The organism is Cupriavidus sp. C2SS-8b (assembly GCF_057073745.1).
The window spans coordinates 2,358,970-2,373,601 of record NZ_CP172716.1; the positions used below are offsets into that span (position 1 = coordinate 2,358,970).

15 protein-coding genes are annotated in these 14,632 nt (G+C 64.4%); 6 read left to right on the forward strand and 9 right to left on the reverse strand.

What is annotated here, in order from left to right; translation table 11 throughout:
• Positions 1-57 precede the first annotated feature (57 nt).
• The 9 genes from rpsO to ACIGJB_RS10965 all read right to left on the reverse strand — a co-directional run bounded on the left by rpsO (position 58) and on the right by ACIGJB_RS10965 (position 9,747).
• On the reverse strand, positions 58-327 hold the full coding sequence (gene rpsO, locus ACIGJB_RS10925; protein WP_483710916.1) for a 30S ribosomal protein S15: 270 nt from the start codon (positions 325-327) through the stop codon (positions 58-60).
• A gap of 174 nt (positions 328-501) precedes the next feature.
• Positions 502-1,752 carry a branched-chain amino acid ABC transporter substrate-binding protein gene (locus ACIGJB_RS10930; protein WP_483729845.1) on the reverse strand — a complete coding sequence of 417 codons (1,251 nt, stop codon included), beginning with the start codon at positions 1,750-1,752 and terminating at the stop codon, positions 502-504.
• 290 nt (positions 1,753-2,042) lie between these two features.
• Complete coding sequence (locus ACIGJB_RS10935) at positions 2,043-3,584, reverse strand: 2-isopropylmalate synthase (RefSeq protein ID WP_483729846.1); 1,542 nt, start codon at positions 3,582-3,584, stop codon at positions 2,043-2,045.
• 317 nt (positions 3,585-3,901) lie between these two features.
• Entirely contained in the window at positions 3,902-4,405 is a 504-nt protein-coding gene (lysM, locus tag ACIGJB_RS10940; RefSeq protein WP_483729847.1) for a peptidoglycan-binding protein LysM, read from the reverse strand.
• Positions 4,406-4,532: 127 nt separating this feature from the next.
• The gene (gene pssA, locus ACIGJB_RS10945) at positions 4,533-5,423 is read right to left on the reverse strand and encodes a CDP-diacylglycerol--serine O-phosphatidyltransferase (RefSeq protein ID WP_483729848.1); all 891 of its coding nucleotides are present in this window, start codon (positions 5,421-5,423) and stop codon (positions 4,533-4,535) included.
• A 25-nt stretch (positions 5,424-5,448) separates the two neighbouring features.
• Positions 5,449-6,102 (reverse strand): phosphatidylserine decarboxylase, encoded by a 654-nt coding sequence (locus tag ACIGJB_RS10950; RefSeq protein ID WP_483729849.1) that lies wholly within the window; start codon positions 6,100-6,102, stop codon positions 5,449-5,451.
• A 249-nt stretch (positions 6,103-6,351) separates the two neighbouring features.
• Positions 6,352-7,368, reverse strand: coding sequence for a ketol-acid reductoisomerase (gene ilvC / locus ACIGJB_RS10955; protein WP_483729850.1), 1,017 nt, complete (start codon positions 7,366-7,368; stop codon positions 6,352-6,354).
• Between the two features lie 124 nt (positions 7,369-7,492).
• Positions 7,493-7,984: an acetolactate synthase small subunit gene (gene ilvN, locus ACIGJB_RS10960; protein ID WP_483710909.1), complete on the reverse strand. Its 492-nt coding sequence runs from the start codon at positions 7,982-7,984 to the stop codon at positions 7,493-7,495.
• Positions 7,984-9,747, reverse strand: coding sequence for an acetolactate synthase 3 catalytic subunit (locus ACIGJB_RS10965; RefSeq protein ID WP_483710908.1), 1,764 nt, complete (start codon positions 9,745-9,747; stop codon positions 7,984-7,986). Before ACIGJB_RS10965 ends, ilvN begins: the two co-directional genes overlap by 1 nt.
• 344 nt (positions 9,748-10,091) lie before the next feature.
• On the opposite strand from ACIGJB_RS10965, the gene ACIGJB_RS10970 reads away from it, so the two are divergent.
• The 6 genes from ACIGJB_RS10970 to ACIGJB_RS10995 all read left to right on the forward strand — a co-directional run bounded on the left by ACIGJB_RS10970 (position 10,092) and on the right by ACIGJB_RS10995 (position 14,593).
• Entirely contained in the window at positions 10,092-10,658 is a 567-nt protein-coding gene (locus ACIGJB_RS10970; protein ID WP_483710907.1) for an RNA polymerase sigma factor, read from the forward strand.
• Positions 10,655-11,092: a DUF3619 family protein gene (locus tag ACIGJB_RS10975; protein ID WP_483710906.1), complete on the forward strand. Its 438-nt coding sequence runs from the start codon at positions 10,655-10,657 to the stop codon at positions 11,090-11,092. The genes ACIGJB_RS10970 and ACIGJB_RS10975 overlap by 4 nt, the downstream gene beginning before the upstream one ends.
• Before the next feature lie 2 nt (positions 11,093-11,094).
• A complete protein-coding gene (locus tag ACIGJB_RS10980) occupies positions 11,095-11,856 on the forward strand; it encodes a DUF3106 domain-containing protein (protein WP_483729851.1) in 762 nt (253 codons plus the stop codon).
• A gap of 105 nt (positions 11,857-11,961) precedes the next feature.
• Positions 11,962-12,498 (forward strand): RDD family protein, encoded by a 537-nt coding sequence (locus tag ACIGJB_RS10985; RefSeq protein ID WP_483732315.1) that lies wholly within the window; start codon positions 11,962-11,964, stop codon positions 12,496-12,498.
• On the forward strand, positions 12,495-13,478 hold the full coding sequence (locus ACIGJB_RS10990; protein WP_483729852.1) for an esterase/lipase family protein: 984 nt from the start codon (positions 12,495-12,497) through the stop codon (positions 13,476-13,478). The genes ACIGJB_RS10985 and ACIGJB_RS10990 overlap by 4 nt, the downstream gene beginning before the upstream one ends.
• Positions 13,479-13,594: 116 nt before the next feature.
• Positions 13,595-14,593: a UDP-2,3-diacylglucosamine diphosphatase gene (locus ACIGJB_RS10995; protein ID WP_483729853.1), complete on the forward strand. Its 999-nt coding sequence runs from the start codon at positions 13,595-13,597 to the stop codon at positions 14,591-14,593.
• Positions 14,594-14,632 lie beyond the last annotated feature (39 nt).

The following is a 14,632-nucleotide window of genomic DNA, read 5'->3' on the forward strand; positions in this document are numbered from 1 at the left end:
GAGGCGTCACGCGAAACCGTGCAAACCCTGGAATCGCGCTGCCATGCCAGCCAATCCTTACTTGCGCAGGCCCAGCTTTTCGATCAGGGCGCGGTAACGATCTGCGTCGTTGGACTTCAGGTAGTCCAGCAGGCGACGACGACGGCTCACCATGCGCAGCAGGCCGCGGCGGCTGTGGTGGTCCTTCATGTTGGCCTTGAAGTGCGGGGTCAGTTCGTTGATGCGGGTGGTCAGCAGGGCCACCTGCACTTCGGGGCTGCCAGTGTCGTTGGCGCCACGGGCGAACTGCTGAATGACTTCAGACTTGTTGATATTGGCGAATGCCATGATGATTTCCTTTTACTTGCGAACGCCACAGCGCGGGATGCGCCACTTGCGTCGTGCCATGCATAAACTGGCATCTGCCCTCACGCCGGAAACGCCGGAGTGACGACAGCCGCGGATTATAGCGGAAAGCCCTTCCGGGAGCCAGCCTGCCTTCCTCGTCCCCGACTCGACTCGCTACGGGCGCTGCATGCGGCACGTCGTCGGCAGCGTGGTCTGGGCGGCCTTGAGCTTGCGCACCGTGCGGAAGCCGTAGCCGGAGCCCTCGTTGTCGAACCGTACTTCGCCGCCCTGCCGCTCCATGACCGAGACATAAAGCGGCTGCAGCACCTGGTGGTCGTCGGCGCGCACGGTGGCCTCGTGGAAGTCGTTGACGTATCGCATATTCTCCAGCGCGCGGGCTACCTGGACGGCATCGGTCGAGCCGGCCTTTTCGATCGCGCGCGCCAGCATTTCCACCATCATCTGCATGCGCAGGTGCACGTAGTCGTCCTTCGGCTCCGGATAGCGGGCGCGGAACTGCTCGTAGAAGGCGTCCGAGGCAGCCCCACCGACGTTCGGGTGCCATTCCGCCACGGCAAGCACACGACCCACGCCGGCATCCCCCATGGCGGCGGGTGCGCCAAGTCCATTGCCGTAGAAGGTATAGAACTTGGCCTGCAGGCCGCCTTCGCGCGCAGCCTTGACCATCAGCGTCAGGTCATTGCCCCAGTTTCCGGTCACCACCGCGTCGGCCCCGCTGGCCTTCATCTTGGCGATGTACGGCGCAAAGTCCTTGATCTTGCCGATCGGGTGGAATTCGTCGCCGACAAACTGCAGGTCCGGCCGCTTGGCCGCCAGCATCTCGCGCGCGGAGCGCGACACCTGATGGCCGAAGCTGTAGTCCTGGTTGAACAGGTACACGCGGCGCACCGCGCGGTCCTGCCGGATGACTTCGGCCAGCGCCTGCATGCGCATGTCGGCGCTGGCGTCGAAGCGGAAATGCCAGAAGCTGCAATTCTCGTTGGTCAGGCTCGGGTCGACGGCCGAATAGTTCAGGAACAGTACCCGGGCGTCGGGCTGTCGGGCGTTATGCCGGTTGATTGCGGCCACCAGCGCGCTCGCCACCGCCGAGCTGTTGCCTTGCAGGACAAAAGGAATGCCCTTGTCCACGAGCCCGCGGAACTGGATCAGGCTTTCGTCGACATTGCCCTTGCTGTCGAAGGTCACCAGCTCCATCGGGCGCTTGCCCTGCGCCGTCTTCACGCCGCCCCGCGCATTGATCCGCTCGATCGCGATGCGCAGGTTCCGGACCACGGCATCGCCGGCATTGGCGAACGGCCCGGACAGCCCCTCAATCATGCCGAGCCGAATGGGCTCCTGCGCCTGGGCTCCCGCTGCCAACCACATGAGGCCAACCGCCAGCCAGCCCTTCGCCTGTTTCCACATGCCATGCCTCCACGAAAGGGCGCATGGTAAGGCAGCGCCAGCGCCGCGGCAAATCACAACGCCGCACCGTTGCCAGCCGAAATGCCGAGCCTATGCGCGGATTTGTCGAATGTTCGCGGCAACCATCGGCATTTTCGGCCCATGCGGCGCGAAGTCCGACCGTGCACATGAAAACAGCCCGCGGACCATGTTTGATGGCCGGCGGGCTGGTTCGGGCGTTCAGGCCGGATAGGCCCTTCGCCGCCGGCACCGATTCGGATAGGAACGGCGCCAGGATGCGGCTCTGAAAATCAGATCTGCGGGTTGATCTTCTGAACGGCCTTGTCGTGCAGCTTGTTCAGCGCGGCCAGGTAGGCCTTGGCCGATGCCGCCACAATGTCCGGGTCGGTACCGACACCGTTGACAATACGGCCGGCCTTGGACAGACGCACCGTCACCTCGCCCTGCGCCTCGGTACCGCCGGTGATGGCGTTCACCGAGTACAGCACCATCTCGGCGCCACTGTTCACCTGCGACTCGATCGCGTGCAGCGTGGCATCTACCGGACCGTTGCCCTCGCCTTCGCCAGCCTGTTCCTGGCCGTCCATATTGAACACCACGCGGGCATGCGGGCGCTCGCCGGTTTCGGACCGCTGCGACAGCGAGATGAAGCGATAGTGCTCGTTGGCGTCATGCTGGGCCTCGTTCGAGACGATGGCCATGATGTCTTCGTCGAAGATCTCGGCCTTCTGGTCGGCCAGTTCCTTGAAGCGACCGAAGGCGGCATTGACTTCGGCTTCGCTTTCGAGCTCGATGCCAAGCTCTTGCAGGCGTTGCTTGAACGCGTTGCGGCCCGACAGCTTGCCCAGGACGATCTTGTTGGCGGTCCAGCCCACATCTTCCGCACGCATGATCTCGTAGGTGTCGCGCGCCTTCAGCACGCCGTCCTGGTGGATGCCCGAGGCATGCGCGAATGCATTGGCGCCGACCACGGCCTTGTTCGGCTGCACCACGAAACCGGTGATCTGCGACACCAGCTTCGAGGCCGGCACGATCTGCGAGGTATCGACGCCGACGTCGAGATTGAAGTAGTCGCGGCGCGTCTTCACGGCCATCACGACTTCTTCGAGACTGGTATTACCGGCGCGCTCGCCCAGGCCGTTGATCGTGCATTCGATCTGGCGGGCGCCGCCGAGCTTCACCGCTGCCAGCGAATTCGCCACCGCCATGCCGAGGTCATTGTGGCAATGGACCGACCACACGGCCTTGTCGGAGTTGGGGATACGCTCGCGCACCGAACGGATCAGGCCGGCGTAGCCCTCCGGCACGGCGTAACCCACCGTATCGGGCAGGTTGATGGTGGTTGCGCCTTCGGCGATCACGCCTTCGAGCACGCGGCACAGGAAATCCATGTCCGAGCGGCTGCCATCTTCCGGCGAGAACTCGATATCGTCCGTGAACTGGCGCGCAAAACGCACGGCCAGGCGGGCCTGCTCATACACCTGGTCAGGCGTCATGCGCAGCTTCTTTTCCATGTGCAGCGCCGAGGTGGCGATGAACGTGTGGATACGGAAGGAATTGGCCGGCTTGAGTGCTTCGGCAGCGCGGGCGATGTCCTTGTCGTTGGCGCGGGCCAGCGAGCAGATGGTCGAATCCTTGACGACCTGGGCAATCGAACGGATGGCTTCGAAGTCACCGTTGGAGCTTGCCGCAAAGCCAGCCTCGATCACATCGACCTTCAGCCGCTCCAGCTGCTTCGCAATGCGGATCTTTTCCTCGCGCGTCATGGAGGCGCCGGGCGACTGCTCGCCATCGCGCAAGGTGGTGTCGAAAATGATGAGTTTGTCAGACATTGTGGAGCTCCTGGGCTTTATCGTGTGCTGTCCCCGCCATCGTGCCGCCGGGTACCGCCTGTTTCGCGCATCCCTGATGCGGGAATGCAAAACGCCCCGGCGTGCATCGATGCAGGCCGGGGCGTTGGAAAATTCCTTGGTGATTCCGCGCTAAGGTATGGATAGCCTCAGCGCACGCGCGTCCCGACCTGATGGCCTAGTAGGCCACCTAGGGTGGTGCGGGCGAGTAGGGCTTGGCGCGAAATCATGGCAAGGAATATAGCGGAGTTGCCGCGCCCATGCAAGACGGGTAATCACGGGCACGGTCGGCGCCGGTCTCAGCCCTTCGGAGGAATGCGCAGTTTCTGGCCCGGGTAGATCTTGTCGGGGTGAGACAGCATTGGCTTGTTGGCCTCGAAGATGCGGTTGTACTCGGCGCCGTTGCCGTAGGCCGCCTGCGAGATCGCCCACAGCGTGTCGCCCTTGACCACGGTGTGCCACTGCGACTCGGACGACTCGACGTTGACCGACATCTTGTCCTCGACCTTGTCCACGCCTTGAACGTTACCGCAGCACAGGACGATCTTTTCCCGCGTAGCCTGGTCGGGCGCCACGCCGAACACGGTCACCAGCCCCTGGGAGCCATCCACCTGCACCATCAGGCCCGTGGCATCGAGGCCCATCTGCTTGATGTAAGCCTCGATGGCATCGCCGGCAGCGCGGTTGGCCGCATCCACGTTCTCGGCCGATGCGTCGGCCGTCGCGGCGGCCTGCGCGGCCTTGGCCTCGCCGGCGCCGAACAGCTTTTCCCCCGCTTCCTTGATGAAGTCGAACATACCCATGACATCCTCCTGACGGTGAGTGAAAACACAGAATGCATGCCATGGTGGCTGCCATGGCAGGAACCGGTGGTGCAGCGTCCGCTGCAAAACATGAAGGGCGCCGCAGCGCCCTTCCCTTTCGCATCAACTAGTGATTGCCGCTATCGCGCGTCCGCTTGGCCACCCCGGGCTGGCCGTGAATGCCGCGCCAGGCCCACAGCACGTAACCGGATATCGCATAGGCGACAAACAGCGCAAACAGGGCAACCGGCGGGTCGGTCGACACCAGCACGAACAGCACCAGTACCAGCACCATCATGCCGAACGGCACGCGGTAGCGGACATCGAGCGCCTTGCCGCTGTAGAACGGTGCATTCGACACCATCGACAGCCCGGCATACAACGTGATGCCGAACGCCACCCACGGCATCCACAGTTCCTTGACCGGCAGCTTGTTGTCGATCACCAGCCAGACAAAGCCGGCGACCAGCGCCGCGGCCGCCGGGCTTGGCAGCCCCTGGAAGAAGCGCTTGTCGACCACGCCGATATTGGCATTGAAGCGCGCCAGCCGCAGGGCCGCGCACGTGCAATAGACAAAGGCCGCGATCCAGCCCCATTTGCCGAGGTCATGCAGGATCCATTCGTACATCACCAGGGCTGGCGCCACGCCGAACGACGTCATGTCCGAGAGCGAGTCGTACTGTTCGCCGAACGCGCTCTGCGTATTGGTGATGCGCGCCACGCGCCCGTCCATGCCGTCGAGCACCATCGCCGCGAAGATGGCGATGGCCGCCACGTCGAAGCGCATGTTCATGGCCTGCACGATGGCGAAGAAACCGGCGAACAGCGCTGCCGTGGTGAACGCATTCGGCAGCAGGTAGATACCGCGGCGGCGCGGACGCTCGTAGATGATGTCCTGGTCATCCGCGGCATCGTCGTCCAGGTCATCCGCGCCGCGCAGCTGGTTGTGGCGGAACGGACGCAGGTGCGTCACGTTGCCATTGGTGTTCCGCTTGTTGCGTCGATGGAAGGCAACCATTACAGCGCTCCTGTCTGGTTGTCGCTTACTTCAGTTCATCCAGCTCGGCGAGGACCGTCGACGATGCCGACACCTTTTCGCCGATGGTGACACGCGGCCGCGCATTCAGCGGCAGGTAGACGTCCACCCGGGAACCAAAACGGATAAAACCATAGCGCTGGCCGCGCGCCAGGCTGTCGCCGACGCGGGTGTAGCACAGGATGCGGCGTGCCACGAGGCCAGCCACCTGCACCAGCGTCACGATCTGGCCATCGGCAGCGCGGCGGATCACCACCGCGTTGCGTTCATTCTCCGTCGACGCCTTGTCCAGGTCCGCGTTGACGAACTTGCCCGGAAAGTATTCGAGCTTCTCGACCTGGCCGTCGATCGAGGCACGGTTCGAATGCACGTTGAACACGTTCATGAACACGCTGATCTTCAGCGCTTCACGGCCGGCATACGGGTCTTGCACCTTTTCCACCGAGACGATGCGCCCGTCGGCGGGTGCCAGCACGGCATTCGGTTGCGCGGGAATCGGGCGCGGCGGATCACGGAAGAACTGGAGCACGAACAGCGTGATGATCCACAACGGCAATGCCCACCAGAAACCCGCGCTGGCATGCACCAGCAGCGAGATGAGAAAGGCGCCGGCCAGGAATGGCCAGCCTTCACGGGCGATCAGCGGATGAGGATAGTTCATGCAGTGCTTGTTTGATGGAAAGGAAAAGGCACGATCGCGCACTCAACTGCGGCAGACGCGGCCACTGGCGGGCCCGACGGCACCGAAGCAGAGCAGGATAAGGCAGCTCCGCCCAAAGTCTGACAAGGATAACAAAAAGCCGTTCAGGCCCCGCGAATCCCTTCTCACTATAGAAGGCATCCACGAGACACTGAACGGCTGTGGCCGTACCACCCATCGGGCGGCACAGCCTTAAAGCTGTCAGGCAGCTTAGTTCTTCGACTGGTCGACCATCTTGTTCTTGGCGATCCACGGCATCATGGCGCGCAGCTTCTCGCCAACCACTTCGATCTCGTGCTCGGCGTTCAGGCGGCGGCGCGACGACAGGGTCGGGGCGCCAGCCTTGTTTTCCAGCAGGAAGCTCTTGGCGTACTCGCCGGTCTGGATGTCCTTCAGGCACTGCTTCATGGCCTTCTTGGTCTCTTCAGTCACGACGCGCGGGCCGGTGACGTATTCGCCGTACTCGGCGTTGTTCGAGATCGAGTAGTTCATGTTGGCGATGCCGCCTTCGTAGATCAGGTCGACGATCAGCTTCAGCTCGTGCAGGCACTCGAAGTAGGCCATTTCCGGCGCGTAGCCGGCTTCCACCAGCGTTTCGAAGCCAGCCTTGATCAGCTCGACGGTACCGCCGCACAGCACGGCCTGCTCGCCGAACAGGTCAGTTTCGGTTTCTTCGCGGAAGTTGGTTTCGATGATGCCGGCACGGCCGCCGCCGTTGGCGGTGGCGTACGACAGCGCGATGTCACGGGCGGCGCCGGACTTGTCCTGGTACACGGCGATCAGGTGGGGCACGCCGCCACCCTGGGTGTACGTGGCGCGCACGGTGTGGCCCGGAGCCTTCGGCGCAATCATGATGACATCCACGTCGGCGCGCGGCACGACGGCGCCGTAGTGCACGTTGAAGCCGTGGGCGAAGGCCAGCGCGGCGCCTTCCTTGATGTTGGCGTGCACTTCGTTCTTGTACACGTCGGCGATCTGCTCGTCCGGCAGCAGGATCATGACCACGTCGGCGCCCTTCACGGCCTCGGCCACTTCCTTCACCTGCAGGCCGGCGTTGACGGCCTTGTTCCACGACGCGCCGCTCTTGCGCAGGCCAACCGTCACGTTCACGCCCGAATCCTTCAGGTTCAGCGCGTGGGCGTGGCCTTGCGAGCCGTAGCCGATGATGGTGACGTTCTTGCCCTTGATGAGGGAGAGGTCGGCGTCCTTGTCGTAAAACACTTTCATGATAATTCCTTCAGTCTCTATCTTTGTATGAGGAGGCGGCATCATCAGGCGCATCGTGTGCGTCCGGATCGCGCCGCCCGGGGGGATACTGCGAAAACTTTCAGCGTGCGTGCGGGACGTCCGTTCAGACCTTCAGGATGCGCTCGCCGCGGCCAATGCCCGAGCCGCCGGTACGGACGGTCTCGAGGATGGCGGTGCGGTCGATGGCATCGAGAAACGCATCGAGCTTGACGCCAGCGCCGGTCAGCTCGATGGTGTAGGTCTTCTCGGTAACGTCGATGATGCGGCCACGGAAGATGTCGGCGGTGCGCTTCATTTCCTCGCGCTCCTTGCCGACCGCGCGCACCTTCACGAGCATCAGCTCGCGCTCGATGTGCGCGCCTTCGGTCAGGTCGACCACCTTCACCACTTCCACGAGGCGGTTCAGGTGCTTGGTGATCTGTTCGATCACGTCATCCGAACCGGTCGTGACGATCGTCATGCGCGACAGCGATGCGTCTTCGGTGGGGGCCACCGTCAGCGTCTCGATGTTGTAGCCACGAGCCGAGAACAGGCCGACCACGCGCGACAGCGCGCCCGGTTCGTTTTCCAGCAGGACCGAAATGATGTGTCGCATTACAGGTCCTCCGCGCCGAGCAGCATTTCGGAAATGCCCTTGCCCGCCTGGACCATCGGCCAGACGTTTTCGGTGGGATCGGTCTGGAAGTCCAGGAACACGGTTCGGTCCTTCAGGCGGAAGGCCTCGCGCAGCGCCGGCTCGACGTCGGACGTCTTTTCCACGCGCATGCCGATATGGCCATAGGCCTCGGCCAGTTTCACGAAGTCAGGCAGTGCATCCATGTAGGAATGCGAGTAGCGGTTGTCATACTCGATTTCCTGCCACTGGCGCACCATGCCCAGGTAGCCGTTGTTGAGCGAGCAGATCTTGACCGGGGTGTCGTACTGCAGGCAGGTCGACAGTTCCTGGATGCACATCTGGATCGAGCCCTCACCGGTGATGGTGACGACTTCCTTCTCCGGGAACGCCTTCTTGATGCCCATGGCGTACGGCAGGCCCACGCCCATCGTGCCCAGGCCACCGGAGTTGATCCAGCGGCGCGGCTCGTTGAACTTGTAGAACTGCGCGGCCCACATTTGGTGCTGGCCGACGTCGGAGCAGATGAAGGCATCGCCCTTGGTCAGTTCCCAGATCTTCTCGACCACGTACTGCGGCTTGATGATCTCGGAGCTGCGGTCGTACTTGAGGCAGTCCACCGAACGCCATTGCTCGATGCGCTCCCACCACTTGGCCAGGGCCTCGCGCTTGGGCTTGACGTCGCTGGCCTGGAGCTGGGCAATCAGTTCCTGCAGCACGTCCTTGACGTTGCCGACGATGGGGATATCGACCTTCACGCGCTTCGAAATCGACGACGGGTCGATGTCGATATGGATGATCTTGCGCGCCTGCGAGGCGAAGTGTCCCGGATTGCCGATCACGCGGTCATCGAAACGCGCGCCAATGGCGATCAGCACGTCGCAGTCCTGCATGGCCATATTGGCTTCATACGTGCCGTGCATGCCGAGCATGCCGACGAACTGCTTGCTGCTGCCCGGGAACGCGCCCAGGGCCATCAGCGTGTTGGTGACCGGGTGGCCCGTGAGGGCAGCGAGCTGGCGCAGTTCCTCGCTGGCATTGGCCAGCACCACGCCGCCGCCGGCGTAGATGTACGGACGCTCCGCACCCTGCAGCAGCGCCACGGCCTTGCGGATCTGGCCCGAATGCCCCTTGTTCACCGGGCTGTACGAGCGCATGTCGATCGACTTGGGGTACTCGTACTTGCAGGTGTTGCGCGAGACATCCTTGGGAATGTCCACGACTACCGGGCCCGGACGGCCGGTGGAGGCAATATAGAACGCCTTCTTGATGGTCGATGCGAGGTCGCGCACGTCCTTCACGAGGAAGTTGTGCTTGACGATCGGCCGGGTGATCCCGACGGTATCGCATTCCTGGAAGGCATCCTGGCCGATCGCGTGGGTCGGCACGTTGCCGGTGATCACCACCATCGGGATCGAATCGAGATACGCGGTGGCAATGCCCGTGACGGCATTGGTCACGCCGGGACCGGAGGTCACCAGGGCGACGCCCACCTTGCCGGTTGCCCGCGCATAGCCGTCTGCGGCGTGAACCGCGGCCTGCTCGTGGCGCACCAGGATGTGCTCGAATTTGGTTTGCTTGTGAAGCTCGTCGTAGATATACAGCACTGCGCCGCCGGGATAACCCCAGACGTACTCAACGCCTTCTTCGGCTAGTGCGTGAACGAGAATTTCCGCACCGATCATTTCGGGTGCGGCAGATGAATTGCTGTCTGCGTGGGAGAATTCCGCGCTGGGCATGTTCATTTCAGTCCTTTGCAATTTTCGGCAAAAAATTGTTTGGATGCTCTCTGCCGGGCTTGTGGCACGGGTTCAAGCGGTGCGCGTCTGCATGGAAGACCGCCTCATAAGCGGCCGGATGAGACAACCACTGATGTCGTGTGAACCGTCGATGATACTGCAATGCACCAGCGCGGTCTATGATCTTTTTTGTCGCCCCGCCGCCATTTTGCAGACGGGTTCTTGTATTAGGGACAATACAGAAGTGGTCATGGCCAGTTGTTTTTTGCTAGCATCGCACCACTCCGGCTACGCCGCGAGCCGTTCGCAGCACTTCCGCCAGCACAGAGATATCGTTTTCACCCGCCTGCATGGCTACCGACCAGGAACTGTCCGACTTTCTTGCCAGCGTCGAGCGGCGCGCCTTCAAGCAGGCAGTCTTTGCCGTGCGCGACGACGAAGCGGCGCTGGACATCGTCCAGGACGCCATGATCAAGCTGGCGGAAAAATACGGCGACAAGAGCGCCGCGGAATTGCCCCCGCTGTTCCAGCGCATTCTGCAGAACACGATTCACGACCATTTCCGCCGGCAGAAGGTACGCAATACCTGGGTGTCGCTGTTCTCAAGCCTGCGCGACGAACGCGACGGCGACGACAACGACCTGCTCGATACGCTCGAAGCCCAGCCCGGATCAGAGCTGGCCGAGAGCAGCGCCGACAAGGTCGAGCGGGCACAGGTAATGCATATCATCGAGCAGGAAATCCAGCGTCTGCCCACGCGTCAACGCGAGGCATTCCTGATGCGTTACTGGGAGGATATGGACGTCGCCGAAACCGCCGCGGTCATGGGGTGCTCAGAAGGCAGCGTCAAGACGCACTGTTCCCGTGCCACGCATACCCTGGCGCAAGCATTGCGCGCACGGGGGGTTCGACTATGAGCAGAAACGACAGAGAAATTCAGGAACTACGCTTCGCGCATGAGGTTCGCGCTGCACTTGACGCATCCGCCGACAATTTGCCGGCCGATGTGAGCGAGCGGCTGGCCGCTGCGCGCCGCATGGCGCTGGCCCACAAGAAAGCCGAGGCGCCGGTGCGCGCACCGCAATTTGCCATGCCGACCGGCCATCACGCGCCGTCGTTCGACGACGAAGACGATTCTGCCTTGCACCGGGTCGGCAGCTGGCTGAAGCGCGGCGCGCTGGTCTGGGCCCTGGTCGCGCTCGGCGCCGGCCTGATCGGCATCTATCACTGGCAGCAACAGAAGCGTGTCGAGGAACTGGCGGACATCGATGCCGCCATGCTGCTCGACGACCTCCCCCCCACGGCATACGCCGACCAGGGCTTCCACGTGTTCCTGAAGCGCGGGCAATAGACATGGCCCGTGCGACTTCCCGCCCCGACGCAATCCGCCGCCGGCTGGAAACCCTGCTGCTGTCGGGTTTCTGTGCTGCCGTCGCTTGGTGCCTGATACCGCCCGCGGCCCATGCGCAAGGCCCGGTGTCGGCGCCGCAGGCCGCGCAGGCTGTCAATGCACGCCCGGCCTGGTCGGAACTGACGCCGGTCCAGCAGCGCATCCTGGGGCCGCTGCAGCCGCTGTGGGACACACTGCCCGAACTCAACCGGCGCAAGTGGCTGCGTATTGCCGAACGCTACCCGAAATTTTCGCCGGATGAACAGGCCCGGCTGCAGACGCGGATGGCCGAGTGGGTCAAGATGACGCCGCAGCAGCGCCGCCTGGCGCGCGAGAACTACCAGATCACGCGCGCCTTGCCGGCAGAGAAAAAAGCCGAGGCCTGGGACAAGTACCAGCAGTTGCCCGAAGAGCAGAAGAAGAAGCTGGCGGCCGCCGAGCGCGTGCCGCGCCGGCCCGGCGCGGTCAGTGCGCTGCCCAGCGGCAAACGCCTGCCCAGTGACACCAGCCATCAGATTCGCCAGGACAAGAAGGCTGCCGCAGGGACTGCAAAGCCGGCCTCGGCGGCAACGGCCAGGGCCGGCATCGCCGACGCATCGGCCGCCCCGGCGGCTGCAACGCCGCCGGCAAACGCGCCGGCAGCTCCGGCAGCCCCCGCGTCCGCACCGGAAGGCGGGTCCGAAGCCGCTGCCACCACCCAGGCCGACAGCACAATCCGGCAGTAAAGCGCCCCACGGACAGCCATTTGGCATAATCGCCGGATTCCGCCCATGCCCGGGCCAGGCCCGGTCACGCCGGAACGCTTGTCCAAGGTCATCCGATTCCGTGCCATGCCTGCCGCCACCCTCGCTCCGTCGCCCGCCGTCTCCTCGCAACCGTCCGCCCCACCGCTACGTCGACGCATCGCCTGCATGCTGTACGAGGGGGTACTCCTGTTCGGCGTGCTGAGCGCCTCGACGGCGTTATTCCTGCTGGTCCGCCCGACGCTGCAGCAGCTTGGCCTCGACAGCCCCTATGCCATCCAGGGATGGAGCTTTGTGGTCATGGGGCTCTATTTCACCTGGTTCTGGCAGCGCAGCGGCCAGACGCTGGCCATGCAGACCTGGCGCATGCGGATTGAGACCGCCCAAGGCGAGCCGCCGCGATGGCCGCAGGCCGCGCTGCGCTATGTCCTGGCGTGGCTGTGGCTGCCGCCTTCGGCAGCGCTCGGGCATTGGTTAGGCCTGGTGAAAGGCCCGTTCGTCGGCGTGCTCTGCGGCGGGCTCTTCGTATGGATCCTGCTGGCCTTGCTCGATCCGCGCCGCCAGTTCCTGCACGACCGCCTGGCGCGCACGCGCGTGACCGACCTGCGGCCACCGCGCCCATGACCCTGAGCGCCGCCAGCGCGCGCCGCGTGGCGGTAACGCTGCAGGCGGCCACTGCGGCCGGAATCGGCTGGCTACTGACGCAATACGCCGGCTGGAGCTGGCCGGCGGCACTGTTTGCCGGCATCGCGGCCATGCTGGCCGGACTTGCCGGGGGCATCGGACTGGCCTTTGCCATGACGCTGCGCGGTACCGGCGTGGCGCGCCACCTGCGCCCTCCTCCCGCGCCGACCGGGCTTGCCAGCGGCAGGCTGCCGCTGCGGCCCGCCGAGGCCATCCGGTGCTTCGCCAATGAGTTCATTGCGGTCTTCCGCATGTTCAACTGGCTGCAGCCGTTCTGCTCTCACCGCCGATACGCGCAGCCCGCGGAAACGTTCGCCAGCCGCCCGACGCCCACTGTGCTGCTGGTGCATGGCTACGCCTGCAATCATGCTGTCTGGATGGACCTGCAACCCGCGCTGGCGGCATCCGGCTATCCCTGCGAAGCCATCGATCTCGAACCCGTTCTGGGCGATCTCGACGACTATGCCGACGCCCTGCGCCGGCATATCGGCCAGGTCAATGCGCGTACAGGCCAGCCCCCGCTGCTGGTATGCCACAGCATGGGCGGGCTGGTCGCGCGGGCGGCACTGGCGCGCTCCGGGGAGAAGCTCTGCGCCGGGGTCGTCACGCTTGGCACCCCGCACCACGGCTGCGCTCTGGCCCGCTTCGGCGCCGGCCGCAACAGTTGGCAGATGCGCTGCGGCAGCCCCTGGCTGACGGGGCTGGCCCGGACCGAAGCCGATGCACCGGGCTTGCGCACGCGCCTGGTGTCGATCTTCAGCTGGCACGATTCCATCGCCGGCCCGCCTTGCACCAGCTGGCTGGACGGCGCGCAGCACAAGACGCTGACGGGCATCGGCCATGTATCGCTGCTGCGCGATCCGCGCGCCATCGCGGCGGTGCTCGACGCCCTGGCCTCGCTGCGCACGGCAGCGCCCTGATATCCCCGGGCGGTGCTGTCGGATGGCGGCAACGTTTCATATGTCATTCATGTTTCCGTCACCGCTCCGTCACGGCGTACTGGCTGAATGCAGCCATCGCCGTCATCGGGGCCGCCATGGTTCAAGCAATCCGGTCTGCACTCGGAATTCTGTCGGGAGTCTCGCACAGGCTGCGTGGCAGTCCTGATCCCGAACTCTCGCAGGTCCTGTCGCGCATCGCCGCGCTCGCGGCCTTCGTGCCGCCGCCGGCCGAGCCCCCCGCCCTGCCGGCGCTGGCACCGCCGTCCGATGCCAGCCAGCATTTCCCACCCGAGCCGCACCCGATCCAGCAGTACCGCGCGATCTGGCTGTCCGACATCCACCTGGGCACCGCCGGCTGCCAGGCCGACTACCTGCTCGATTTCCTCAAACACAACGAATCCGAACGGCTCTACCTGGTCGGCGACATCATCGACGGGTGGCAGCTGCGGCGCGGCTGGTACTGGCCGCAGAGCCACAACGACGTGGTGCAGAAGCTGCTGCGCAAGGCGCGCAAGGGCACGGAGGTCATCTACGTCCCCGGCAATCACGACGAAGTCGCCCGGCAGTTCGACGGCCTGGCGTTCGGCGACATCACGGTGCGCGAAGAAGCCGTCCACGTGACGGCTACCGGCAAACGCCTGTGGGTCGTGCACGGCGACCTGTTCGACGGCGTGGTGCACCACGCGCGCTGGCTCGCGTACCTTGGCGATTCGCTGTACACGGTGATTCTGGCGATGAACCGACACTTCAACCGCATCCGCGCACGGCTCGGCTTCCCGTACTGGTCGCTGTCGCAGTACCTGAAGCACCAGGTCAAGAACGCGGTGAACTACATCAGCTCGTTCGAACACGCGATGGTCGACGAAGCGCGCCGGCGCGGCTGCGACGGCGTGGTCTGCGGCCATATCCACAAGGCCGAGATCCGCGACGTGAACGGCCAGCTCTACTGCAACGACGGCGACTGGGTCGAAAGCCTGTCGGCGCTGGTCGAAACCATGGAAGGCGAGCTCAAGATCGTCTACTGGACCACGCTGCTCGACGCGCCGCAAGCCATGCCGCGCAAGCGCCGTCGCGCGGCCGCCATCACGGGCTGAACCGCTGGCCCGATCCCCCGATTTTTCAAGAACGCGGCC